Below are 24,434 nucleotides of genomic sequence, written 5' to 3'. Positions count from 1 at the left end.
TGGCCGATCCAGCCGGACCAACGCGCCGCCTCGTGCCCGGTGCGCGCCGGGCTCTTCACCCGGCACCTGCCCGCTTGCGGCGCTTCAACCCACAGACACTCAGACGATCTTCGACACGACGCGAATTTCCGAGTGCTCGACCCAGTCGGCGACCGCTTTCCGGTACGCCAGGACATGCGCCGACTTCGCATGCGCAGCAAGCGCTTCCTGGCTCTCCCAACGTTCGACGAACACGAACCGGCGCGGCTCCTGCACATCGCGATGCAGGTCGTACTGAAGCACCCCCTGCTCATTGCGCGTCGGCCCGACGATGCCTTCCAGTACCGTGCGCAGTTGCTCCTCGTACCCCGGCTTTGCCACCGAAATTGCGACCACCGCGATTTCCGACATGCGTCTCTCCTTTCGACAAAAAGCAGCAGCATACCTGCCGCTCGCCGACTCTGCCCGCGATGCGGTCCACGCTCCGCGCTCCGCGAACGACACCGCCGTGCCGCCTCGACCAACCCCAGCGCCCTGAACCGAACGCGTCGAACACGTCAGGAAAAGACACAATCCCGGCCATCGCCCCCGAGCACCGTCCGCGCCTGGAATTTGGCGGGCGGCCACTGACCACCCTGCTACCCTCGGCTGATACAGCATGCGATTGAGCATCGGTTTCGCGCGAGACAAGCGCGCAAGACAAGCCGGCACATTGTTTGAAACGCATGATCGGATGGCCGTGAGCAGCCGGTTTGCTGACCGCCAGGGTGCTCGGGCGTCTGTGATAACCCGCACATTCTTGCCCCCTGCAAACTGCTAGACTCGTTTTGACCAATTCGCCGGAGTCCAGCATGGCTGGCATCGCGCTTCGCGTTTGCGGGCAGTATCCGTCGTGCCCCGTCGACGCTTCGGGCGTGCAACCGTTGCGCGCCGAATGGGTTTGCGCGCCCCCTCACCCGCTTGCCGCAAGATTCCCATGTCAGCTCTCATGCCCGCTTCCATGCCATCCGTCAGCGAATTGACCGTCAGCGGCCTGCTCCCGCATCTGGTCCGCGGCGAATCAGGCTGGACCGCGACATGGCGCGCGCTGACGCTGCACAGCGTGTTCCAGCCGGTGCTGTCGGTGACGCATCAATGCGTGGTCGGCTACGAAGGGCTCTTGCGCGCGTTCGACCCGGTCGGCCTGCCCGTTTCGCCCGACGTGCTGTTCTCCGGCACGCGTTCGGCCACCGAGGCGCGCGAACTGGACCGCATCGCGCGCTGTCTGCACGTCGCCAATTTCATGGAGCAAGGCATCAGCACGGGGTGGCTGTTTCTGAACACGCGCCCGCAGGTATTCGAAACCGGCTGGCCGCAGCGCGCGTTCATCGACGAGCTGTCTGCGCATTTCGGGCTACCGCAGGAGCGCATCGTGATCGAAGTGCTCGAGCAGCCCGCCGACGATGAATCCGCGGTCGCGAGCATGCTCGCGGCGTCGCAACCGCGCGACTTCCTGATCGCCATCGACGACTTCGGCACCGGCTTTTCGAACTTCGACCGCGTCTGGCGCTTCCGTCCCGACATCGTCAAGCTCGACCGCTCGCTCGTCGCGCGGGCCGGCAAGCACGAAGGCGACGATTCGATGATCAGCCACCTGATCGCGATGCTCCATCAATCCGGCACGCTCGTGCTGGCCGAAGGCGTCGAAACCGACGAGGAGCTGATGCTCCTGATGCAGGCCGACGTCGATTTCGTGCAGGGTTTCTGGTTCGGCCAGCCGAAGGGCTCGGTGCAGGCGGCCTGCACGAAAGTGCCAAAGCTCGTCGAATCGATCTGGAGCAAGTTCGCCGACTACGAACGCGCGCACGACGCTCACCCGCGGCTCGGCTTCGAAGGATTCGCCGAAGCGCTGCTCGCCGCCGCCGACCTCTACAAGGCAACCGGCGACCTCGAACAGGCGGCGCAAAAAATCCTGCATCTGCCCGAAGCGCGCCGCGTATTTCTCACCGACGGCCAGGGCGAGCAGACCCGGCCGTCCGTGACGGCCGCCTCGGTGCCGCCGCCTCCGCAGCGGCTCGCGCCGCTCTATGCCGAAACGCGCAGCAACTGGTCGCGGCGCGCGTATTTCCGGCACGCGCTCGCCGCGCCCGGACGCGTCGCGATGATGGGCCCGCACTATTCGCTCGCGGACGGTCAGGACTGCTACACCGCGGCAATCGCGTTCGAGCATGACGGCATGCATGTGCTGTGCGTCGATTTCGTGCCGGCGACGGCAAACGCGGACGCGCGCCCAGGACAGCGCGGAGCCCGGCGCTCCTGAGCGAGCGCCGGCGGTTCGCGCCGTTATTCGCCGTTATTCGCCGTTATTCGCCGTTATTCGCCGTTATTCGCTGCTATGCGTTGCGATTCGTTGTTGATGTGCCGTTATTCGTGGACCCGGCCGCGGCCCGATTTGACTTCGCCGCGTTTCGCCTTGCTGTCGAGGCGCCGCAGATTCGATGCACGCGTCGGCCGGGTCGCGACGCGCGGTTTGCGCGTGACGCTGACGCTTTCGATCAGCTCGTCGAGCCGCGCAAGCGCCGCCGCGCGATTCATCTCCTGAGTCCGATGCTCCTGTGCCTTGATAATCACCACGCCGTCGCGCGTGAGCCGGTGATCGGACAGCGCGAGCAGGCGCATTTTCAGCACCTCGGGCAATGACGAAGCCCGCACGTCGAAGCGCAGATGAATGGCGCTCGACACCTTGTTGACGTTCTGGCCGCCCGCGCCCTGCGCACGCACGGCGGTCAATTCGATTTCGTTCGACGGGATCGGATAGCGGGATGTCATGGGCGGGATCGGGCAAAGGTCGGTCAGTGTACAAGCGGCAGCGGCAATGCGTGTGGCGCGGGTTGGACAGCGCGGCCCCCCGCTAGTAGCCGGTCATGTGAAACACCCACACCCGCGTGAAGCGACGGACCACCGGCCGCGAACATGACGAAAAACTATTTGCGTCGACGTGGCCTGTTCATCGATACTGCCTTTTTCGCTTACAGCGTAAATTAACATGAAGATTCGTCCCGGTTTTGTGCTCGAACTGGCCGTCAACTTCCTGCTGCCGTGGCTCGCCTACCGCCTCGCCTTGCCGCGCCTCGGCGAAACCGGCGCGCTGATCGCGTCCGCGGTGCCGCCGCTCGTCTGGAGCGCGATCGAGCTGGCGCGCTTTCGCCGCGTCGATGCGCTCAGCGCCATGGTCATCGCGGGCATCGTGCTGTCCGTCGCGGCCATGGCGCTCGGCGGCAGCCCGCGCATGCTGCTGCTGCGCGAATCGCTCGTGTCCGGTGCCGTTGGCGTGGCGTTTCTCCTATCGCTGCCGATGCGCCGCCCGCTGATCTTCTATCTCGCCCGCGCGACGGTCGCGCGCGAAATGGAAGGCGGCGCCGCGCGCTTCGAGGCACTGTGGCGCGAGCGTCCGGGTCTCGCACCGGCCATACGAACGATGACGCTGATCTGGGGCCTCGGCCTGACCGGCGAAACCGCGCTGCGCGCCTGGATGGCGCTGACATGGCCGATCGGGCGCTTCCTGATCGTGTCGCCGTTCATCGGCTATGGCATCTACGGCGCGCTCGCACTGTGGACGCTGTGGTATCGAAAGACGATGCGCAGCCGTGTCGAGGCGAGTGCGCGCGCGAGCGGGATCGCAGGCTGAAGGGTGGCGCGCGAAAGAGAAGGCTACTATGCCTCGCGCCAGCCGCATCGTCCGGCGTGTCGCCGCCCCTTGCTCCTTGCTGCCCTTCACCGCCCTTCACCGCCCTTCACTACGTTAGCTCCGCGCGTCGCTCTTCATCGCCACATTCGCACCGGCAATCCACGCGGCCAGCCCCGAATCGCGCTGTGTCGGCGTCGCGATCGCCTGCGCGAGCACGGCCCGCGCGCCGATCACCTCGACCCGCTCGCGCGCACGCGTAATCGCCGTATACACGAGTTCGCGCGACAACACGCGGCTAAACACCGACGGCAACACCAGCACCGCGTGCTCGAACTCGGAGCCTTGCGACTTGTGGACCGTCAGCGCAAACGCGGTGTCGTGCGGCGGCAGCGCGGCCGGCGAAACCGCCCGCACGGAACCGTCGCCGGTACGGAAATACACGCGCAACGCGCCGCCCGCGCCCGGCAGCGCAATGCCGATGTCGCCGTTGAAGAGGCCTAGCGCATAGTCGTTGCGCGTCACCATCACCGGCCGCCCGGCAAACCACTGCGCACCGACCGCGAGCGTCACGCCCGCGGCACGGCGCACCTGAGCCGCCATCGCCGCATTGACCTGATCGACACCGCGCGGCCCGAGACGGGTCGCGCACAGAATGCGGAAGCGGTTCAACGCATCGAAAAGCGGCAACGGATCGGGGGTATCGCCGGGGAGTGCCACAGCGAGGGCCTCCGCGTACGGAGCGAAGCCGGCGGCGAGCCGTGCGACGGTGCGCTCGGCAAGCGTCGCGTGCGCGTCTTCGCGCAGCGCCGCCGCGCAGGGTTCGGCGGGATCGATCCGCAGCACGTCGAGCGCGGCGCTGGCCGAGCCGTTGCGGATTGCGAGCGACAGCCGGCCGATCGGCGATTCGAGGCCGAACCGGTAATTGCGTTCGAGCCAGATGACACAATCGGCAAGCGGGCTGGCGTCGTGCGCCGGTAGCGACTCCGCGATTGGCTCAGCGTTGGCTGGCGCGGGCGCGTCGAACAGATCCAGATTCGCCGGCAGCGCTGAGTCGAAACCCTCGAACCTGTCAGGCGGGGCAAAAAAATCGTCGGCGGGTATCTCACCGAGATCGCGCGATTCACGCGGCAATGCGCTCTCGAACCGTGCCTCGCCGATACCGAGCGCCTGCGCCACGCGCCGCACGCCACGCGGCGTCAGCGCCGGCCGCGCGCTCAGTTCGGCGAACACCGCACCGGCTTCGACGGCAGCCAACTGATCCTTGTCGCCGAGCATGACGAGACGCGTGCGCGGCGCAATCGCATCGAGCAGATGCGTCGCCATCGCGACGTCGATCATCGACGCCTCGTCGATCACCACCACGTCGTACGGCAGCGGATTGTCGCGATGATGGCGGAAGCGCCCGCCCGGCCCCGACCCGAGCAGGCGATGCAGCGTGTACGACGTCTGCGGCAAACGCGCGGCGAGTTCGGGCGGCAGATCGCCGGCCCGCGCGAGCAGCGCTTCCTGCATGCGCTGCGCCGCCTTGCCGGTCGGCGCGGCGAGCGCGATGCGCAGATCGGCGCGCGCATCGAGCAGGCACGCGAGCACACCGACCACGGTGGTCGTCTTGCCGGTGCCCGGCCCGCCGCTGACGATCGTCAGCCGCCCCGACAGCGCCATCACGGCCGCGACGCGTTGCCAGTCGATCTCTTCGTCTTGCGGCGGCCCGAAGTAGCGCAGCAGACGCTCGCGCAACGCGGCAAGGCCCGCGTCGGGCTGAACCGAAGACTCGGCGGCAAACTCCGTTGCAGATTCCGCGGCGACATGAACCGCGCGATCGGCCACGGCATCCGATGCGTGTCCTTCGCCCGTTGCATGCGCGACCAGCGCGCGCGCGAGGCGCCGCTCGTAATCGTAGTAGCGCGCCAGATACAGCCGGCCTTGCTCATCGATCACGAGCGGCCGCAATGCCGCCGCGCTTTGCGCGCCGTCGTCCGTCATGCTGCTTGCCATGCCGCTCGCAAGCAGCGCTGCGCGCACCTCGGCGCTCGATGCCTCGAAGCGGCGCGCAAGCGTCGCGAGCGGCACGCATACGTGGCCTTCGGCGGTCGCGCGGCTCGCCGCGAACGCCGCGCGCGCGGCCCACCTGAGCGCCTCGCCCGATGCGCCGCCGCGCCGCGCGAGCATGCCGATACGGCGCGCGAAACCCTCGGCGAGCGCAATGCTGAAATCGGCCGGCGCAGGCAGATTGACGCCGATGTCCTCGAGCCCGAGCGGCGCGGCCGCGCGTTCTTCGAGTGTGCCAGGCGTGCCGGGCGTGCTCATGCGCTACCTCCGATCATCGCCGCGTCGAGCAGCGCCACCAGTTCGAACGGCGCGCGCCGCCGATGCACGCCGGCCGGCCCACCGGCATCGCGCCACTCGGGTCGCACGCCGCGCACGAACAGGTACAGATAACCGCCGATATGCGTGTCGTACGCGTAGTCGCGCACCCGCGTTTTCAGATAGCGATGCAGCGCGACCGTATAGAGCAGCGCCTGCAGGTGATACGCGTGGCTCGCCATCGCCGCGTCGAGCGGCGCGGCCGCGTAGTCGGCGGCGGTATCGCCGAGGTGATTCGATTTCCAGTCGACGATCCAGAAGCGGTCGTCGTGCTCGACGATCATGTCGATAAATCCTTTGACGAACCCACGCAACACGCCGGACTCCAGCGCGACATCGGGATAACCGTACTCGATCAGCAGTTCGCGCAGCCCCGGAAAATCGAGCGACGGCGCAGCGAACAGAAACTCGAGTTCATTCAGACGCCGGTGCGGATTCAGCTTCGCGAGCGCCATGCCCGGCACGAGTTCGGTCGTGACGACGTCGCCGATCAGCCGGTGCATCATCGCGGGCAAACGCGCGGCGAGTTCGGGCACGGCCGGCGCCGGGCGCTCGCGCAGCGCACCGCGAATCGCCTCGGGCCACGTGCTCGCGTCGGTGAAATCGGCGAGTTCGAACATGCGATGCAGGCAGTCGCCGGCCGCCGCGCCACGCGGAAACGCGAGAATGTCGTCGGCGGCATAGGCAGGTGTTGGCGGAACAGAGGCCGGCGCGAGCAACGGCGCGAATTCGAGCGCGTCGGCAATTTCATCGTGATCGGGACGCACGTCTTCCGGCAGCGCATGCAGGTCCGCAGCCTTGCCGCCCGCCGCGATCAAACCGCTGAAACTCGCCATGCGCCACTGATCGCGCAGCGGCCGGCGATAGGCTCGCGCGAGCCATTGCGCGTCATGATCCTGCAGACTTTCGAGCGGCGTACGACGCGCCACTTCAGGCAAGGCCTGCAGCGCGACAGGTCCGCCCGCGAGCGCCTGCCAGCTTGCCGCGAGCGCGGCTTCGTCGGGCGGCTCGGCAAGCCAGGCGTCGAACGCATGGCCTGCACCGCCGACGAGCCAGTTCAGCACGCTGCGGCGCGACTCCTTTGTCGAGCGCGACGACAGGTAGGTGCCCGCAACCAGATAGCAGCGATACACCGCGCGCGTGAGCGCCACATAAACGAGCCGCGCACGCTCGGCCGCCTGCTCGCGCACCGCGTAACGCGAGGCGCGCTCGGCCTCGTCGTCGTCGCAACCGTAGTGCAGCACCGCGTCGCCGCTGTCGTCGTGATACTCGCGCGCATCGGGCAAGCCGGACGAAGGCGGCTCGCGCAAGCCGCCGTCATTGAGAAACGGACAGAACACGACCGCGTATTCGAGCCCCTTCGACTTGTGGACCGTGACGATCTGCACGAGATTGCGATCCGATTCGAGCCGCAACTGCGCCTCTTCGCCGCCGCCCTGCTCGCGCTGCGCGGCGAGCCAGCGCAAGGTCGGCGCGATGCCGGGCTGCGTGGCCGCACGCGCCTGCACGAGTTCGGCGAGATGGCTCACGTTGGTCAGACGGCGCTCGCCATCAGGACCGGCGACGAGCCGTTGCGCGACGCGCAACTCGCGCATCAGCGTGCGCCACATCACCGCGAAACCGCGTTCGTGCCACAACACGCGGTAACGCGAAAAGCGCTCGACCCAGCCCATCGCGTCGGCCGCATCGAATGCTTGCGCGGCTGCGTCGACGGCGGCGGGCGTGTCGGCTACCTGCGCGAGCCGCCATAGCGCGGCGGCATCGAGCCCGAGCCAGTCGGTCGCGAGCGCGGCGCGCAGCCGGCGCAGATCGCCGGGCGTGTCGATCGCGGCGAGCACGCGCTCGATCTGCTCGGCATCGAGCGTCGCGAACACCGACGCCTGCGCCAACTCCACGCTGCCGACGCCCCATGCCGCGAGCACGCGTTTGACGAGGCTGCCCTGCTTGTGCGTTTGCACGAGCACGGCGACGTCGCCCGGCGCAAGCGGCCTGTCGCCGATCGTCACCGTGCCTTCGCGCGCGCCGCGCAGCAATCGCACGATCTCGGCCGCGCACGCTTCGCTTACGGCGCGTTGCGCATCGCGTTTGCTCAATGCGGCCTCGCCTTGCGGCAAGGTCCAGATGCGGAAATCGCCGCCGCTTGCAGCAGGGCCGGCAGCAGCAGCGGTATCGGCAAACGGCGCGCGCCGCCGCGCGCCCGCGCGCACCGGCTGATAGTCGAGCCCGTCAAGCACGAACGCCTGCGGGTTCGCTTCGAAGATCCGGTTGCACGCCTCGACGATCGGCGCAGTCGAGCGCTGGTTGACCGCGAGCGTGTAGCACGCGGACGCCGAGGCGCGCGCCGCGAGGTACGTATGCAGATCGGCCGCGCGGAAACTGTAGATCGCCTGCTTCGGATCGCCGACCAGGAACAGCGGCCCGGCCGGCGCGAAAATGCGGCTGAAGATCGCGAATTGCAGCGGATCGGTGTCCTGGAACTCGTCGATCAAGGCGGCCGGATAACGGCTGCGCAACGCATCGGCGAGCCACGGATGCGCGGCCAGCGCGCGATACAGGTTCGCGAGCAGATCGTCGAACGAGACGACGCGGCGCGTGCGCTTGCGCGCGACCAGTTCGGCGGGCGCGTAATCGAGCCACGTCTGGACCAGCGCAAGCCAGCGCGCGCGTTGCGCGGCCTCGGCCGCGACAACCGCAGCGGCCAGCGTTTCGGCGTGCTCGAAGAACGGATGCGCGGGCGGCTCGAACTTGACCTTGGTTGCCTTCTTCAACGCCGACACGGTCAGCTTCAACGCGGCGCGCGGCGGCGGTGCATGGCAGTCGCCCTGCGCGAAGTAGTCGTTCCACGCGGCAATCGCGGCGCTCACGTGATCGGGCTTGTGCGTGGTCTTGCTCAGGCGCTCCTGCGCCTCGGCGAGCAGCGCGACGATCGCCTCGCGCTCCGCCTGCCAGATCGCGCGGGCGGCATCGAAACCGGCTTGAGGATCGGCGCTCGCACCGTCATCCACCTTGCCCCAGCGCAGTTGCGCGAGCGGCTTTTTCAGACGCCGTGCAAGCTGCTCGTCGAGCGACGCGGGGCCCGCGCGTTTCGCCACGAGCCATGCGGCAAACGCGGGATGCGCATGCGCCTCGGGCTCGACCTGCTCGCGCCAGAAATCGGCGGCGAGTTCGAAACGCAGGGCTGCGTCGTCGGCTTCCATCTCGAACGCGAACGGCATCGCGGCGGCGAACGGCGCTTCCTGCAAGGCGCGCTGACAGAACGCGTGAATCGTATGAATCGCTGCCTGGTCGAACGTGCGCAGCGCGCGGCGCACGACCTTCAAGGCGGCCTCGCGCTCGATGCCGTTCTCCGGCGCGAGCGTCGTTTCGAAGAGCCGCTGGATGAACGGATCGCCGCCGTCGTCATCCATTTCGATCGCGCGATGCAGTTCCGCGAGACGGCCGCGAATGCGCTCGTGCAGTTCCGCGGTTGCCGCCTTCGTGAACGTGACGACGAGAATCTGATCGGCGTTCAGATTCTTTTCGAGCAGCAGCCGCACGTAGAGCGCGCAGATGTTCCACGTCTTGCCGGTGCCCGCCGATGCCTCGATCTGGTTGACGCCGTCGAGCGAACAGGCAAAGACGTCGAGTTCCTCGGCCACCAGCGTGTGATCGCGCAAGGTGCCGCTCATGAGGCGCTCCGCAGATGTGCGAGAAGCGGCTTGAAGACGATCGCGGCAAGGCTGCCGAACGGCTCGTCGAGCGTGAGCGGCGTGCCGCGCAACGCGATGCGCAGTGCCGGGTCGTCGGACTCGCCGCGCACGCGGTCGTTGATCCACACGCCCTGCGCCGCCGCATCGCTTTCGCTGATTTTCGTCCACGCGCTCTTCGGGAAAAAGCGTAGCGGCAAGCGGCGCCCGGCCTTGAAGAGCGCGGCCAACGGCGCGAGTTCGTCGAGCGGCGCTGTGACCGGCGCGAGCTCGAAGCTCTCGCCGCTGCCGTGCCATACGGTGCGGCGCGGGCCATCCGGGCGCACCGCGCAATAAACCAGATGCGCGAGCCACGCGGACAGATAGTCGCGCGCAGTGGCCTTGGCATAACGAAACATCACTTGCCCCGTTCCGGTCAGCAGATTCAAGGTGCCGCGCAATTGCAGCGGCGTTTCGGCGGCCTCGCGCAGCAGCGCATCGTGCGGGCCGAACAGCGCGCCGACGATATCGGCGCCGGCGGGCCAGCGCGGCGCCACGTCGAGCACGAACGGCAAGCGCTCGATGCCCGAGGCCACTTCGCGGCGCACGCTTGTCGCGAGTTGCTGCAACGCGCTCAATTCGCGCGCGCGCCATACCGCGCCGGTCGCGCCGCCCGGCAACTCGGGGCTCGCCTCGGCGACGCGGCGCACGCGGCTGAACATCGCGTCGTCGTCCGTGCCTGCATCGAGCAGCACCGGCAGCAGGCGCTCGGCGAGCGCGTCGCGCCCCGCGTAATCGAGATCGAACGGCTCGGTGTCGAGCAACTCGCCCTGCGCATCCGACAACGCGACGCCGAGGCGGTCGCGCAACAGCGAACGCGCCGGATGACGCCAGAAGCGCACGAAATCGTCGAACCCGACTTCATGCGTCTCCTCGGCCGGCAGCGGCTGATCGAAGAACGGCGCGGCGGCTGGGTGCCGCGGCGCGGCGAGCAAGGTGGCAAGCTCGGCGCGATCGGCGTCGTAGGTGAACAGGTCCGGTTGAGCCGCGAAATAGTTCGAGGCGAACGCCTGCAACGGATGCTCGACGATGAACGCGTGGCGCGCTGCATCGACCTCCGCGGGACTCGCGCGCTCGCCCGCCGACACCTGCGCGAGATGATCGAGCAGTTCGTCGACGAGCGCGGCCGGCGGCAGCGGCGCGTTGTCGCGAATGCTGCGGCCCGTGTAGGCGATGAAAAGCCGCTCGCGCGCGGCGAGCAGCAGATCGAGGAACAGATTGCGCTCGTCGTCGCGGCGCTGACGGTCGCCGGCCTTGCCGAACGCGGCCATCAGATCGAACTCGTCGGCCCGCGCGAGACTCGGCAGCACGCCGTCGTCCATGCCGACGAGGCACACGACGCGAAACGGCAGGCCGCGCAGACTCGTGAGCGACGAGAACGTCACGCTGCCCCACGGCACGCCGCCGCGCGCGGGGTCGTCGAGCGCTTCGGTGAGCGCGCCGCGGATCACCGAGGCGGGCAGCGGCACGTCGTGCGCGCCGGCCTGCATCGCGTCGCTCATCGTGTCGAGCGCATCGCGCACGGCCGCGAGCGAATCGGCGAAATCGACGCCGCCGTCGAAGCACTGCGCGAGCGTTTCGAGCAGCTGTTGCGACCATTCGGCCGGCGTGCGCTCGATCGCGCACTGCGCCGCGAAGCTGTCGATGTCGTCGACGAAACGCGACAGGCGGCCGAGCAGTTCGGCATCCGAGCCGTCCGCGCCTTCCACCGGCAACCACGCGTCGACCGGCTCGCCGCCGGCCGGCATCGCGTAGCCGAGGTAAAGACGCGTAAGCGCATCGGCAAATGTGTGGCGCGCGACCGGCACGTTTTCGCCGGCTGGTTCGAGCGGCGCGAGCCCACGCCGCGCGCCGGCCGCCGCGAGCCATTCCTGCGCGGTTTCGAGCGAATTCGCGTCGATGCCGTAGCGCACCGCGACCGCGTCCACGCGCAGCCATTCGATCAGGTCCGGCGCGCCGACACTGCGCTCGGGCAGCGCGAGCCAGTCGAGCAGCAGCCGCGCAACCGGGTTCGCCTGCGACGGCGGCAAGCCGGTGATCCGATACGGAATGCGGCGCGTGTCGCCGGCGGGCGTGGTGCCGAACACGGCGTCGATCAACGGGCCGGCCGCCGCGAGATCGGACACGGCGACGAGCACGTCGGACGGCTGCAGATCGTCGAATTCGTCGAACCAGCCGAGCAAGCGGTCGTGCAGCACTTCGAGCTGCCGCGACAGGCTGTGGCAAACATGGACCTCGATACCGCGTTCGAGCGGCAACTCGTCGGCATCGGCTTCGTTGCGCAGATCGAGAATGCCGTTCTGCACGGCCGCGAGCCAGCTCGGCTCTGAATTTTCCGTGAAGTCGCCGGTCTCGGCCGAGGCCGCGCTCTCGGTCAGCTCGTGCAGCATATGCAGCTGCGCCTGCGTCTGACGCCCCCATTCGGCGAGCAGCGGATGACCGACTTCCTGATAGTCGAGTTGCCCCGCCGCGTCGAGCGCCTGTACGCGCCCTTCGCTGACCACGTCGAACCAGAACTCGCGGCACGGGTTCATCACGTACAGGCGCACGTCGATCCAGCGCGACAGCGCGCGCAGCAACGCGATATGCAGCGGCGGCATGGTCGGCAAGGCGAACACGCTGACCGCTTCGGGCCATTGCGCGTTCGAGATCGCTTCGAGGTCGAGCGTGCCGATTTCGTCGAGGAAACGATACGCGGGCGGCAACGCGGCCGCGGACGTTTGCGCATGACCGTGGGCCTGCGCGAGTTCGGCGAGCAGCGCGCGCCACAGCGCGGCCTGCCAGCGCTCGTCCTCGCGCGCCGAGTCGCTCGCGCCGCTCAGACGCGGGCCGGTCTCGTCGGCGCCGTTGCCTGGCATGCCGCCCGCGAATATCGAACCGCCCTTCTGCCATTGCAGCAGCCATTCGGGGCGATAGGTCAGATAGTGGTCGAGCACGGTCGCGACGCGCCGCGCGAGTTCGTAGCGCATCGACGCGTCGGCCGCATCGAGATAGGTGCGCAGACGCGGCGACGCGTTCCACGGAAGCGACGCGTCCGCCTCATGGCCGTTCTCGAGCAGCCGGTAGCAGCGCCACACGAGCCGGTCCGGCGCGAACGGCGACTGCCTCGGCACCTCGATCACGCCGCCGATCCGCGCCCACAGCCATTGCGCGAGATAACAGAAATCAACATTCGCGCAGATGCCCTGGCGCGCGGCGATATCGAGCTCGAGCCGCCTGCGCACGGCCGCGCTCGGCACGATCACGGGCCGCGCGGTCCACGGGTCGGCGGGCGCTTGCGCGAGGTCGTCGAGCAGCGCGCCGACCAGCGTTTCATAGCGGTTCGAGTAGAAGAGCTGGAGCATGGATTCCGGGTGAGGCGCAGCTCGCAGGCGGCGCATGAGCGGCGCGCAAGCCACGGCGGGCATTGAAGCGACAGCATAACAAACACGCTCCCCAAGGCATAACCTGGCCGAACGGACGAGGTCAGAACGCGCGCAAAATCAGTTAGACTCGACGGCAGTTTTCGAGCTGTCTCTTCAACTGCGGTTTTCTCGGTGAACGGATTCAGGTAGTCGATGCGCTATTCGGTCGAAATCGACATATCAGCCTGAAACCCTTGTAATACGGGGTTTTCATCAAAAAACACCCCCACCAACCCCCAATATAATTCTTTGAAAAATTCCGACGCACGGATTCTTTAAAATTCGCCTGACGGCTTCGTGCCCCCGCCCTTCCCGACACACGTACCGACCTTGACGAACGGCACAGCGGCCCGGATTTCAGGTCACGCCCCCCTTCCGCCTGACCGGTTTCCCACACGCCGCTGGCTTCTTCGCCGACCGCCTGCACTTCGGCTTCGGTCAGATCGGTAAAGCGGTGCAGTTCGCCCCCGGCGCGCACCAGCAGATAGACCGCGATCATCAGCAGCGTCCCGACCACGGGCGGGTCATCCGGTCGACAGTAAGTTCGGTCATCCGCTCCGGGCTCGCGTGACGCACGATCAGGCTTGACACGCTCGTATGCACCTGCGCGCAAAGCACCCGATACCACGTATAGGCTTCGCCCAAGCCCGCCCGCTTCAGCGGCCATGGCGGCGGCGTGGATCGGCTTGTGTATTCGAGCGATGCTCTATCGATGTTCATCAATCTCGACCGTGCCACCCATCGCTCCCATCATCGTGCGGATATCGTCGGGCACATCAGGTACGCGGTCGCCTCTTTCGTTGTACCAGTAGCAGAAGAAGCGCATTCGAGCGCCATTGTCTACAAGTATCTGCCGAAGATCGGCACGCGGCAGACCAAGACGCTCAACGAGGTAGCGCAAATGCGGCTCTAGCGAGTTGCTACGGACGGCGACTTCACTGCCTATCCTCCAAAGACCAACGCGTCCGGGAATGCGGCTCGGCCGTCCCGACGGTGTAATGAACGGCTGGCCCCTGGTAATCGCCAAATCTGGCTTGACGTTAAAGTACGCCGACCAGAAAGCTGGCTCCAATGAGTCTCCAGAAATGTAAAAGGTCGCGTGCGCAAGTTGGTGGTCTTTCATTGGAGTTATCTCAGTCCGCCCAGCCATGAAAATTTCCGATGTAGCTACCCTTAAAATACACGTCACCGTTGTCATGCCAGATGACGTTATCGGCTGGACCCAAACCATTGTCTGGCTTGAAAATGTGCAAGATTTTTCCGAACGTCTTGCGGTCATACCCAAGCATCTTCGCTGCGTAGTCCGGATCGTTCGTGCTCGCGGCAAGTTCTTCGGTATCGGCGCTCATCGCGTCCGGCTGATACGTAAATCCACGCGTCCACCTCGTTCTCCGACCAGCGCACAGCACGCGACTCGATGACGGGCACATTGTGGATGCAGCGAGTACCGACCGACTGGAATTTCTCAAGTGCGGTCTTCTGGCAGTGCGGCGCGGCTCGGGCTGCGCAACGTACCGGACGCGACCGAACTGAAGAACCTGCACGCACTCACCGCTGCACTTGAAGACGTGCGCACGGTGCTCGGCAATAAACCGATCCTGATTTCGTCGGGCTTTCGATCCGACGCGGTGAATCGCACCGTGGATGGTGTGTCGAACAGCGTGCACCGCTCGGGCCTTGCTGCTGATTTCATCTGCCCGGGGTTCGGCACGCCGCTCCAGATTTGCCGCGAGGTGGAGTCGAGCGACATCGACTTCGATCAGGTTATTCAGGAGGAGACGTGAGTGCATTTTGCGATTCCCGTACCGGGCAAGAGCGGTCGGCGGCAGGTGTTGACCGCGCACTTTTCGGGCTCGGGTGGTGCCACCTACACCAGCGGCCTTTAACTCGCTCTATCGATATTCTTGTATCCCTCAATGAAATATTAAATCGATACCTTGTTACCCTTTCCATCTGTGACTTCGAGAAAATCACGAAGCTCCGGGTATTGCGTCGCAAACCAGAGAAGCGCCGCACCGCCCAAGCGACGGGCAAATTCATCATCAATCGGATGGTCTTTGCCTACCTCGTGGGACATTGTCATGTTTATTCGTGCGTTTTTGAATAGCCGCGAGTCGACAAATCCTGTCTTGATAGTGCCGGATTCCGGGTCGTAGTAAGACACAAAATATTCAGTCATCGATATCCCCTGCACGCTTGATAGTCCTGGAAGGCTTGATCCTTACACGCCAGATAAGTGCGCATGTCACCACCATACATTTTGCTGAGCGCACTGCAATAGGTCATCCGTGCTTCGTACATCGCATCGCACTCCTCTTCCTCAGCTGCGCTGACTCCGCGCGCCGCGATGTCATGCACATCGTCGCTGATCGCACCCGGTTGGTAGCTGAACGGCTGTGCATTGCCGAGGTTCTGCGGCGGGGTTCGTGAGCGTCCGCGACAATTGCACGTCCATGCGAGCCCCTGTGCTTCGAGCATAGCGAAACCGGTTGGTAGCGAGCGCAGCCGGTCAAACGGAAAGAACTCGCCGGTCTCGACGTTATAAGCCCGTGCCGATGATGGCATCGGCGGGAAGTTGGAATAGATCGAATAGGTAATGCGACAACTCTGGCACTCTTTCTGGTCCAACCAATCCGCCCAACCGTTTTCCTGTTTCATTTGCTCCATTTTCAGACACCTGGCATCAGTCAGGGACTCCGCTATGCAGCGGGTTCCCTGTGCCGGTGAGCACCACCCCGCGCCGATCAAGCAGGCCTTCGCAAGCCTGCTCAACAAACTCCCTCACTTCGTCGTGCTTCACCAGCACGTGCAACGCGGCCAGCGCGTTGACGGCATTGTTCCACGCGGTGCAGATTTGCTTGCGTTCGGTGAAGGTCATTGCGTGCCTCATGGGTTCCTCCCGTGGGTGAAACCTTCACCGTAGGAGCGCGGGCCGCTCGCGCGCTATCAGATAACTCCGAATTTGCCCGCTGAAGGGCTAACCCCTGATGGAGAACATGCAAATCAACGTATACAACGATGGCCGCGCGCCGCCTTCTTCCGCGAAAAACTACTGTCGGCGGCGTCAGTCGTTTTCTGGCGACCGCCGACGCCTGGCGGCACGTTCTTCAACAGTTCGTCGCAACGGCGAACGGCTCGCGCCGCCGTCTTCGCTTCGGATAGCGAGCGGCCCGGTTCGACAATCGTGTGTGCGCAACAGACCGAAAAAAAGCCCGCGCAGGGCAGGCAAAGTCCCGATGCGGGCACCGGAGGCTTGCCACGGTGCCCGAAGCCAGCGGCCGAGCCCAAGTTCACGGCTCCGATTGTGTAGTCGATACTTCAAAACCCAACTTGCCGCGCCGGTCGGCGTAATCTGGATGTTCAGTCCGTCGCCGTCCAGGTAATATCGTGCTTTCTTAGGCGAGTTGCTGATTAGTCGCTTGATGGTGGCGGCGGTCAGACGGTTGATGGTTCGCATTGCGGTACGCTCCGAGCCCTCAATCCACCCCCCAGTTTTACCCCCAACATTGGGCGCAATGCTTTGCGTTAGATTGAACTGATTTAGACCGGATTGTTATACCAAATCCCTTTGCTGACAAGGATTTGCAGGTGTCCAGAACCGCTCAACTCGACTCAAGAAATAACCCATTTTTCTATTCGGTCGAAATAAGAAAATTCCTTTATAGCCAGTACTTTTATGGCGGCCTGCGCATCGCGGTTGGCGTGTCGTTACCGGCCATCCTGTGCCTGATCGTGTTTCACAATCGCGAGCTCGGCTTCACGATCGCGACCGGCGCGCTCGGCGCCTGCGTCGTCGACATGCCGGGCCCGCTCAAGTACAAGCACAACGAGATGCTGGCCTGCACGGTGATCGGCTTTCTGTCCGCGCTCGCCACCGGCCTCGCCACCGTCAATCCGGTCGCGTTGTGGTGCACCGTCGTGCCGCTCACGTTCGTGCTGTCGCTGATCGTCGTGTATGGCAACCGCTGGCCGCAGATCAGCTTCGCGACGCTGTTCATGATGATCATGACGCTCGAGGATCACTTCACGCCGCAGCAGGCGCTCGTCAACGCTTCGTGGATTCTGCTCGGCGGCCTCTGGTACACGTACTGGTCGACCTTCGTGAGCCGCTGGATGCTGAATCGGATCGAGCAGCAAGCGCTCGCCGAAAGCGTGTTCGCATGCTCCGACTATCTGCTCGCGCGCGCCGTGTTCTACGATCTCGACAACGATCTCGACGAGTGCTACCGCAAGCTCGTCGCCATGCAGATCGCCGCGGTCGAGCGCCAGGACGCCGCGCGCGACATCGTGCTGCGCAACCTGCCCAGGTTCCGGCGCGGCAAGCTCGAACCGCGCCGCGCGATGCTCTACAACCTGTTCATCAATACCGTCGATCTGCACGAGCTGTTCGTCGGCGCGCAAATCGATTACACGCTCGTGCGCAGCACGTTCGGCGGCTCCGATCTGCTCGTGTTCTACCGCGACCTGATCCGCAAGGCAGCCGAAGACCTCGAGGACATCGGCCTCGCGGTGCTGCAAAACCAGGCGCCGCGCCAGCGCGTGAACGTCAAGGCGGAACTGCGCGCGATCGAGTATGAAATCGAACTGATGCGCAAGCAGGGGCTGCCGGCGCGGGACCCCGAGGCCTATTCGGCGGTGTCGTCGAATTTCCGGCGCATCTGGAGCGCCACGCGGCTCATCGACAAGATGCGCAAGAGCCTGTCGACCGAACCGAGCCCGACCGAAACCGAACTGCGTATCGACCAGGCGCTGAGCCGCTTCGTATCGAGCCGCCGCGTGCCGTTCGGGCAGATCTTCTCGAATCTGACGATGGCCTCGCCGAGCTTTCGCCACGCGTTGCGCGTGACGATCGCGGTCGCCGTCGGCTTCTGGCTCGGCCGCCTGCTGCCGCTCACGAACGCCTACTGGATCGTGATGACCTCGGTCATCATCCTGAAGCCCGGCTATTCGCTGACCAAGCAGCGCAACGGGCAGCGGATCATCGGCACGCTGATCGGCTGCGCGGCGAGCATCGCGCTGATCGTCTTCGTAAAGGAGCCGCACATCCTGATGGTCGTGATGTTCGCGTCGATGGTGATGAGCTACAGCCTGCTGCTGTTCAATTACACGGCAAGCGTGGTGTTCACGTCGTCGTACGTGCTGCTGATGTTCCATCTGCTCGCGCCCGGCAGCATGCGCATCATCGGCGAGCGCGCGATCGACACCGTGGTCGGCTGCGCGATCGCGATCGCCGCGAGCCATCTGTTCCCGTACTGGGAATACCGGCTCATGGGCAAGCTCGTCAACACGATGATCGGCGCGACGCGGCAGTATCTCGAAGCAAGCTGGTGGTGGAGCGGCAAGCCCGCTGCCGCAGTCGTCGCCACGGTGACCGAAGCCGGCGCGCGCGCGCCGGCGATGGCCATGGCCGATCCGGGGATCGGCTTCGCCGGCCCTGTGCTCGCGGGCGCGGGGGTCGGGGGTGAGGCCGGGGTCGGCATGGGAGCCGCTACAGCGGCACCGCCCGTCGCGCAAGCGGAAGCAAAAGCGGAAGCGAAAACAGCCGATGCCTCCACGGGCACCCCCACGGCCGGCAACCCGGGCACGCGGCCCGCCCATGGCGCATCGGCCGCGGCGGCTGCGGCCGCTACCGCGCTCGATCGCGATTACCGTTACCGGCTCGCGCGCAAGAACGTGCACGTCGCGTTCGCGAATCTCGGCCAGGCATTCCAGCGCATGATGCTCGAACCGAAGTCCGCGCAAAAGTTCGTGCCGGAACTGAACGGCCTGCTCGTGCGCAGCCACGTGCTCGCCTCGCAGATCACGGCCGCCGCGCCGCTACTGCGCACGTCCGCGCAACAGCAGCAGCAGGTCGAGGACATCTCGCTACAGCCTCTGCAGCGCGCCCTTTCGCTCGTGCGCGACAACCTCACCGAAGCCGAGGCGGGCACTGCCCTGCCCGCCGAGCAGAGCGAGCAGATCAAGCTGATGAACCGCGAACTCGATGCGATGGTCGTCGAAACGGAAAAATCGCCGGACTACACGGCCGATGCCGTGCACGACATGAAACTGCTCGCGCATCAATGCAAGCAGATGCTCGCGGCGTCGGCGCAGATTCGCAAGGATGCGAGCGTGATCCGCCTGCCGGACGAATGAAGGTGAACGCGCCGCGGCGTTACCGTGCGGCGTTACTGCACGACGTTACTGCGCAGCGCCGCTCGCGGGCTTCGTCGCATCGGTTGACGCGGCCGCTGGCGACGAGGCCGACGCCCCCTGCGCATTCTGGCTCTCGTCGAACTCGTGCTTCTCGTGGATCGCGTTGTAGAACAGCGTGGCAATCACGAGCAGGATCGCCACCACGATAAAGACGGCAACGCCAAAGGTCGGATTCTTCTTGCGCGGCGGTTTGTTCATGAAGCGGGCTCGGTTCGCGAAGCAATCGCGGATGGTGTGAGGAAAGGCGGCATTCTACGCCCACTGAGCTTGCACACGGCTTGCAGCCGACATGACTGGCGGGCTTTTTTTGCGATGACGTTAATTCTCGTCAATTTGCATTTTTCTTTGCTCTGGGTCGCTTCCCGATTCTCCGCCATTGATGCAGTGTAGCGAAGGCGCCACTCAAACAAGGCGCGTCTTTGTTGAAACGCTTCTCTCAATATCAGGAAATCTTCTTTGTATGGTCGTATCACGTGGCATTACCTTGACGGCAATATCAAATACACAGACTCTCAAAATGATCACGAATAAGGGGGCATAAAAATGGCCTATACGGGAAAGTTTTTGGTCAATAACGAGCCTCTATCACCACTTACCATTTTGGGCATTGGCACATTTAAAGCGTATTCGGGAAACGGCGCATACCGTAACAAGGGTGGATACACAGCTATTCCCGATAACGGCCCGATTCCTGCCGGTAAATACTGGATCGTGGATCGTCCTACAGGCGGCATCCGCTCCAGGACTATTGCAGGCGCAAAAGACGCCTGGAACACGTTCCTCGGCAGCTCCTCTCACCATGACGAATGGTTCGCGCTGTATCGCGATGATGGCAGCATTGACGATATAACCTGGATCAATGGTGTCAAGCGCGGACAGTTCCGCCTGCATCCGTCAGGCGGGCGCAGTCTTTCACTCGGCTGCATTACCCTGCCGAGCCATGTCGATTTCAAAATAATCCGCCAGGCCCTTCTGCGTACCGCCGCGGTCCCCGTGCGCAATTCAGGGCTTCATGCATATGGAAGCATCGAGGTCGTCACGTATGGCAATACTTGTCCGTAGGCTTTTCAAAATCGCTCTGTTTATTGGGCTATTCCTTCTGTCCGTCCGCTATGTCCACACCTACCCCTGGCCGATGCCTGAGAGCCAGGCACTGAGATGGTTGAGCATCGCTAACGGGTTTGGCCTGCATGACCCCGATGATGTCTATATTCCGGTCATGGTGGCGATTGAATTGATCGTCGCTGTTGTGGTGTATATGGCGATCATGAGGCTATGGCGGCACTATCGCACGAAGCAGTAAATGAAAGCCCCGGCAACGGGGCTTTTTATGGATCGCGGACTCTTACTAGCTATTGGACACCGTTATATGAGGCCGCACCGGCAGCGCCGTCGAATACTTGATCTGCTCCATCGCGAAGCTCGAACTCACGTCGTACAGCGGCACGGACGTAATCAGTTGCTTGTAGATCCGGTCGTAGTCGTCGATATCGGACACCACCACGCGCAGCAGATAATCGGTCTCGCCGCTCATCCGATAAACCTCGACCACCTCGGGAATGTCCCGCACCGCCTGCGTGAACGCGGTGGCCCATGCCTCGGTATGCTGATTCGTGCGCACCGCGACGAACACCGTGGTGCCGACGCCGAGTTTGCGCGCGTCGCACAGCGCCACCTGCGCGCGGATCACGCCCGCGTCCTTCAGGCGCTGCAGCCGCTTCCAGCACGGCGTCTGCGACAGATTCACGCGCTGCGCGAGTTCCGCGATCGGCATGGTTGCGTCTTCCTGCAGCAATTCGAGCAGTTTCCGGTCGATGATATCCATACCCATACGGCACTCCCGATAGGAAATTATTCTACTTTTAAGAGCCTCGGAGGAATTATATGGAAACTCTTTCTCCGGTCAAACCGGTATAAATATCGATACCGAAAATAGCCGACAAGCAGTGCATGCGCTGCATCACGACCATGAGCGACGACCTCCGCGCCCGCGCTTTCGAGCGCCTTTCCGAGCCCCCGGCGCCACTGCCGGCATCGGCCCGGCCCTACGCCGCCGGGCAATCCGCCGCCGCGTCGAACCCGCGGCAGCGCACGCCGCTCGAACGGCTCCGCGATACGCTCGACGCCATGTTCGAGGCCTGCGCGACTTTCCGCGAGCCGTCGCATTCGAGCTTCTTCGCGCGCAACATGCGCCTCGCGCTCGCCGAGGCGGCCGCCGATCCGGCCTTGCTCACGGCGGCGCAACGCGAGGGCTCGCCCGAGAGCTACCGGCGTCATCTGCTCGCCGCCGATCCGCGCGAACGCTATGCGATTGCCGCGCTGGTCTGGCAGCCGGGCCAGGCGAGTCCCGTGCATGCGCATCACACGTGGTGCGGTTACGCGGTGCTCGACGGCACGCTCAGCGAAACGATTTTCGAATGGGATGGCGCACGGCACTGCGCCAGCGCGACGCGCATGCAGGCACGCCCAAGCGGCGCGGTGTCGTTCGTGCGCAGCGGACGCGGTGCGATTCATCAGCTCGGCAATCGCAGCGAGGCACCCGCTATATCGCTGCATGTTTATGGCGTGGCCGGCACGCAGCTCGGCACGCACGTGAACGACGTCGTGCGCGTCGCCGATGCGGCGGCACTGGTCTAGCCGCCGGCCCAGCGGGCAAACCAGCAAGGCAGCCAGCCATCACGAGAAAAGTCTTCGCTACGCGCGCCTCATAGCCTTATAGCCTCATAGCAGGTTCATGCCACGGGCGGGCAGGCATGCTTGCCTGTCCGCATGAAACACACGCCCTCCCTCACATCCGCCGAAAGCTCGTACCCTCAACGATTCCCGCCCGTATCGCCGGCCGTGGGAATCTGCGGCGGAATCGGCGCAGTCTGTCCGGTCGGCGGCGGCGCGGGTCGCGGTTCGTGCGATACGTCGCGGGCCGGCGCGAGCGGCGCATGCGCGCGCTCATCGGCCTCATCGGCCCCTTCGCGCGCGACAAAGCCCGTCATCTCGTCATCGCGCAAAGGCTCGCCCTCGCTATCCTTCGACGACGTATACACGCGCATCTGCGCTACCGGAATCTCGATTCCCGCCTGATCCATCCGGCGCTTGAGCCGCAGATTGAACGCGCGCGCAACGCTCCATTGCTGCAGCGGCCGCGTCTTGATCTGCCCTTTGACGACCATCCAGTTCGGATCGAAGCGGTCGAGCCCCCACACCTCGATCGGCCCGAGCATCTCGCGCCGGTAGCGGAAGTCGGCCATCAGCTCGGCACCGACCTCGCGAATCAGTTGCATGATCTCGTCGACGTCGGTCGAGAACGACATGCGCACCTCGAACACCGCGTACGCGAAATCGCGCGACAGGTTCTTCACGATCTTGATCTGCGAGAACGGAATCGCGTGGATCGCGCCCTGCCCGTCGCGCAGCCGCACGGTGCGGATCGACAGATGCTCGACGGTGCCCGCGTGGCCGCCGTCGACGTCGATCCAGTCGCCGACCGACACCGTGTCCTCGATGATGATGAACAGCCCCGTAATCAGGTCGGTCACGAGCGACTGCGCGCCGAAGCCGATCGCGAGGCCGATCACGCCGGCGCCCGCGAGCAGCGGCGTCACGTTGATGCCGAGATTGGCGGCCGTCACGATGCCCGCGATCGTCGCGATCGTGACGAGCAGCACGTTGCGCACGAGCGGCAGCATCGTGCGCGCGCGCATGCTCGGGCTGCGCGCCTTGTTGCGCAGACTACCGGGATTGAGCGCCTCGGTGATCGCCGTATCGACGAGAATCCACAGCAGCCATGCGATGAACACGGTCGCGACGATCGCCGTCGCCGCATGCGCGATGCCGCGCGCCGCGACGCTGCGCTCGATCACCGCGGCCAGCGACACGCCCCACAGACGCGCCGCGGATTCGAAGCAGAACAACCAGACGAACAGCGTCGCGAGCGTGCCGGCAAAGCGCAGCAGCCGCGTCAGATACGGCGAGCGGCGCCGCGCGCGCGCACTGCGCGGACGCGTCATGCGCAGCACGATCGCCGAGAGGAAAAACGCCAGCACGAGCAGGAGCGCCGTGACGATCGAAATCTGCAGCACGTTCTCGCTGGAACCCGTGCCGCCGAGCGTGGCGACGATCGACGCGCTCGCGAGCACGAGCACCGGCACGTGCCAGAGCGCGGCGAGCACCTCGAAGGCGTCGGTCGCGGCCTTGTGATCGTTGCGCTGCTCATAGGGCCGGTTGCGGATCAGATGCGCGACGGGCCGCCGGAACGCGAGCGCGAAATAGCCGGTCAGCACGGCGGCCGTCATGTTGGCGGCGGTGGAAATCAGCGCGGCGAGGTTCGTGCCGAGCTGATGGGCGACGTCGTAATTGACGGCCGCGTCGCCGAGCGCGCCGCAAATACCGATCGCGAACAGTACGTGCCGCGCCTGCTCGATCAGCAGGCGCACCGCGACGCGCCGGTGCCCCGAGCCGAACAGCGAAAACATGATCAGACAGATCGCCGAAAACACCGCGCCCGTGACGATCGCATAGGCGACCACCATGCCGAGCGTGCGGCCGAGCGCATCGGGCATCGCGCGTACGAACAGGAGCGCCGCGAGGAACGCGATGATCCACGGACCGACGCGGCGCAGCGCGAAGATCAGCAATTCGCGGGTGGTCGGATTCGGCCGTAGTCGAACGTCGATGCGAAAGCGCCGCCGGAACCGGTGTTGCAGATAGATCAGCAGCCCGGCGCACGCGCCCCAGCCGGCCAGCATCCCGAGCATCGACAGCAGGATATGGCCGAGGCTCTCGCGCCCCTGGCCCGAGACGATCGTGTAGAGCTCGTTGGCCGCCGCGTTGATGCGTCCGCTCCAGTAACGCGCGGGCGTGCGCCCCTGGCGCACGTCGGATTCGAACGACGCGATGCCCGAAGCGATCGCGCCGAGCAGACCCGGACTCGGCTGCGCGGCCGCGGCGGGGCCGGCGGTTTGCGCGACGCTGCGCGAGGCGTCGCGCAGACTCTTCAACTGGGCGACCAGCGCGGCACGCTGACGGCCGTTGTCGAGCGTCGCGATCACGCTGTCGAGCGAGCGCGCGAGTTCCGCCTGGCTGGCCGGCGACGGCGCCGAAACC

General features: G+C 65.3%; 23 protein-coding genes. 7 read left to right on the top strand and 16 right to left on the bottom strand.

The genetic code is table 11. The annotated features are described in order from the left end of the window. Nucleotides 1–99: 99 nt before the first annotated feature. Nucleotides 100–390: a putative quinol monooxygenase gene (locus G3N58_RS19735; protein ID WP_205999989.1), complete on the bottom strand. Its 291-nt coding sequence runs from the start codon at nucleotides 388–390 to the stop codon at nucleotides 100–102. A gap of 565 nt (nucleotides 391–955) precedes the next feature. Here G3N58_RS19735 and G3N58_RS19730 point away from each other — a divergent pair. Next, nucleotides 956–2,278, top strand: a complete 1,323-nt coding sequence (locus G3N58_RS19730) for an EAL domain-containing protein (protein WP_240158864.1) — start codon at nucleotides 956–958, stop codon at nucleotides 2,276–2,278. Between the two features lie 104 nt (nucleotides 2,279–2,382). Here G3N58_RS19730 and arfB read toward each other — a convergent pair whose 3' ends face one another. After that, nucleotides 2,383–2,787 (bottom strand): alternative ribosome rescue aminoacyl-tRNA hydrolase ArfB, encoded by a 405-nt coding sequence (gene arfB / locus G3N58_RS19725; protein WP_167040207.1) that lies wholly within the window; start codon nucleotides 2,785–2,787, stop codon nucleotides 2,383–2,385. A gap of 217 nt (nucleotides 2,788–3,004) precedes the next feature. On the opposite strand from arfB, the gene G3N58_RS19720 reads away from it, so the two are divergent. Then, nucleotides 3,005–3,646, top strand: coding sequence for a VC0807 family protein (locus tag G3N58_RS19720; RefSeq protein WP_167284652.1), 642 nt, complete (start codon nucleotides 3,005–3,007; stop codon nucleotides 3,644–3,646). A 114-nt stretch (nucleotides 3,647–3,760) separates the two neighbouring features. On the opposite strand, the gene G3N58_RS19715 is transcribed toward G3N58_RS19720, so the two are convergent. The 7 genes from G3N58_RS19715 to G3N58_RS19685 form a co-directional block, all read right to left on the bottom strand. Continuing rightward, nucleotides 3,761–5,953, bottom strand: coding sequence for an AAA family ATPase (locus tag G3N58_RS19715; RefSeq protein WP_205999988.1), 2,193 nt, complete (start codon nucleotides 5,951–5,953; stop codon nucleotides 3,761–3,763). Further along, on the bottom strand, nucleotides 5,950–9,678 hold the full coding sequence (gene recB / locus G3N58_RS19710; RefSeq protein WP_205999987.1) for an exodeoxyribonuclease V subunit beta: 3,729 nt from the start codon (nucleotides 9,676–9,678) through the stop codon (nucleotides 5,950–5,952). The genes G3N58_RS19715 and recB overlap by 4 nt, the downstream gene beginning before the upstream one ends. Next, nucleotides 9,675–13,079 carry an exodeoxyribonuclease V subunit gamma gene (recC, locus tag G3N58_RS19705; RefSeq protein ID WP_205999986.1) on the bottom strand — a complete coding sequence of 1,135 codons (3,405 nt, stop codon included), beginning with the start codon at nucleotides 13,077–13,079 and terminating at the stop codon, nucleotides 9,675–9,677. Before recC ends, recB begins: the two co-directional genes overlap by 4 nt. A gap of 202 nt (nucleotides 13,080–13,281) precedes the next feature. After that, nucleotides 13,282–13,656: a hypothetical protein gene (locus G3N58_RS19700; protein WP_167040223.1), complete on the bottom strand. Its 375-nt coding sequence runs from the start codon at nucleotides 13,654–13,656 to the stop codon at nucleotides 13,282–13,284. Further along, on the bottom strand, nucleotides 13,638–13,859 hold the full coding sequence (locus tag G3N58_RS19695) for a hypothetical protein (RefSeq protein WP_167040225.1): 222 nt from the start codon (nucleotides 13,857–13,859) through the stop codon (nucleotides 13,638–13,640). The genes G3N58_RS19700 and G3N58_RS19695 overlap by 19 nt, the downstream gene beginning before the upstream one ends. Continuing rightward, nucleotides 13,846–14,262, bottom strand: coding sequence for a DUF4279 domain-containing protein (locus G3N58_RS19690; RefSeq protein ID WP_167040227.1), 417 nt, complete (start codon nucleotides 14,260–14,262; stop codon nucleotides 13,846–13,848). Before G3N58_RS19690 ends, G3N58_RS19695 begins: the two co-directional genes overlap by 14 nt. Before the next feature lie 10 nt (nucleotides 14,263–14,272). Then, nucleotides 14,273–14,488, bottom strand: a complete 216-nt coding sequence (locus G3N58_RS19685; protein WP_167040229.1) for a hypothetical protein — start codon at nucleotides 14,486–14,488, stop codon at nucleotides 14,273–14,275. 120 nt (nucleotides 14,489–14,608) lie between these two features. Here G3N58_RS19685 and G3N58_RS19680 point away from each other — a divergent pair, with 120 nt between their 5' ends. Then, entirely contained in the window at nucleotides 14,609–14,923 is a 315-nt protein-coding gene (locus G3N58_RS19680) for a D-Ala-D-Ala carboxypeptidase family metallohydrolase (protein ID WP_205990776.1), read from the top strand. A 140-nt stretch (nucleotides 14,924–15,063) separates the two neighbouring features. Here G3N58_RS19680 and G3N58_RS19675 read toward each other — a convergent pair whose 3' ends face one another. From G3N58_RS19675 to G3N58_RS19660, 4 genes are all read right to left on the bottom strand, one after another. Next, complete coding sequence (locus tag G3N58_RS19675; RefSeq protein ID WP_167040231.1) at nucleotides 15,064–15,318, bottom strand: hypothetical protein; 255 nt, start codon at nucleotides 15,316–15,318, stop codon at nucleotides 15,064–15,066. Further along, nucleotides 15,315–15,806, bottom strand: coding sequence for a hypothetical protein (locus G3N58_RS34225; protein ID WP_241017175.1), 492 nt, complete (start codon nucleotides 15,804–15,806; stop codon nucleotides 15,315–15,317). Before G3N58_RS34225 ends, G3N58_RS19675 begins: the two co-directional genes overlap by 4 nt. A gap of 16 nt (nucleotides 15,807–15,822) precedes the next feature. Beyond that, on the bottom strand, nucleotides 15,823–16,017 hold the full coding sequence (locus G3N58_RS19665) for a hypothetical protein (protein ID WP_205999985.1): 195 nt from the start codon (nucleotides 16,015–16,017) through the stop codon (nucleotides 15,823–15,825). 186 nt (nucleotides 16,018–16,203) lie between these two features. Beyond that, entirely contained in the window at nucleotides 16,204–16,596 is a 393-nt protein-coding gene (locus tag G3N58_RS19660; protein WP_205999984.1) for an Arm DNA-binding domain-containing protein, read from the bottom strand. 131 nt (nucleotides 16,597–16,727) lie between these two features. Between G3N58_RS19660 and G3N58_RS19655 the strand changes: the two genes are divergently transcribed. Next, nucleotides 16,728–19,274 carry an FUSC family membrane protein gene (locus G3N58_RS19655; RefSeq protein WP_205999983.1) on the top strand — a complete coding sequence of 849 codons (2,547 nt, stop codon included), beginning with the start codon at nucleotides 16,728–16,730 and terminating at the stop codon, nucleotides 19,272–19,274. A gap of 45 nt (nucleotides 19,275–19,319) precedes the next feature. Here G3N58_RS19655 and G3N58_RS19650 read toward each other — a convergent pair whose 3' ends face one another. Continuing rightward, nucleotides 19,320–19,532 (bottom strand): hypothetical protein, encoded by a 213-nt coding sequence (locus tag G3N58_RS19650; protein WP_167040239.1) that lies wholly within the window; start codon nucleotides 19,530–19,532, stop codon nucleotides 19,320–19,322. A 345-nt stretch (nucleotides 19,533–19,877) separates the two neighbouring features. Between G3N58_RS19650 and G3N58_RS19645 the strand changes: the two genes are divergently transcribed. Both G3N58_RS19645 and G3N58_RS19640 read left to right on the top strand, forming a co-directional pair. Next, on the top strand, nucleotides 19,878–20,396 hold the full coding sequence (locus tag G3N58_RS19645) for a DUF2778 domain-containing protein (RefSeq protein WP_205999982.1): 519 nt from the start codon (nucleotides 19,878–19,880) through the stop codon (nucleotides 20,394–20,396). Then, on the top strand, nucleotides 20,377–20,637 hold the full coding sequence (locus G3N58_RS19640) for a hypothetical protein (protein WP_167284643.1): 261 nt from the start codon (nucleotides 20,377–20,379) through the stop codon (nucleotides 20,635–20,637). The genes G3N58_RS19645 and G3N58_RS19640 overlap by 20 nt, the downstream gene beginning before the upstream one ends. 45 nt (nucleotides 20,638–20,682) lie before the next feature. Here the strand turns inward: G3N58_RS19640 and G3N58_RS19635 are convergent, their stop codons facing one another. Continuing rightward, on the bottom strand, nucleotides 20,683–21,165 hold the full coding sequence (locus tag G3N58_RS19635) for an Lrp/AsnC family transcriptional regulator (RefSeq protein WP_167284642.1): 483 nt from the start codon (nucleotides 21,163–21,165) through the stop codon (nucleotides 20,683–20,685). 296 nt (nucleotides 21,166–21,461) lie between these two features. Here G3N58_RS19635 and G3N58_RS19630 point away from each other — a divergent pair, with 296 nt between their 5' ends. Then, a complete protein-coding gene (locus G3N58_RS19630; protein ID WP_241016533.1) occupies nucleotides 21,462–21,971 on the top strand; it encodes a cysteine dioxygenase family protein in 510 nt (169 codons plus the stop codon). A 176-nt stretch (nucleotides 21,972–22,147) separates the two neighbouring features. On the opposite strand, the gene G3N58_RS19625 is transcribed toward G3N58_RS19630, so the two are convergent. After that, nucleotides 22,148–24,434: mechanosensitive ion channel domain-containing protein (locus tag G3N58_RS19625; protein ID WP_205999981.1), on the bottom strand; the 2,287-nt coding region annotated here is incomplete at its 5' end.

Origin of the sequence: Paraburkholderia sp. Ac-20342, assembly GCF_017104985.1 — a bacterium.
GTDB lineage: Bacteria > Pseudomonadota > Gammaproteobacteria > Burkholderiales > Burkholderiaceae > Paraburkholderia.
The sequence above is the reverse complement of the archived record's forward strand: the minus strand, read 5'-3'. Positions and strand labels throughout refer to the sequence as shown.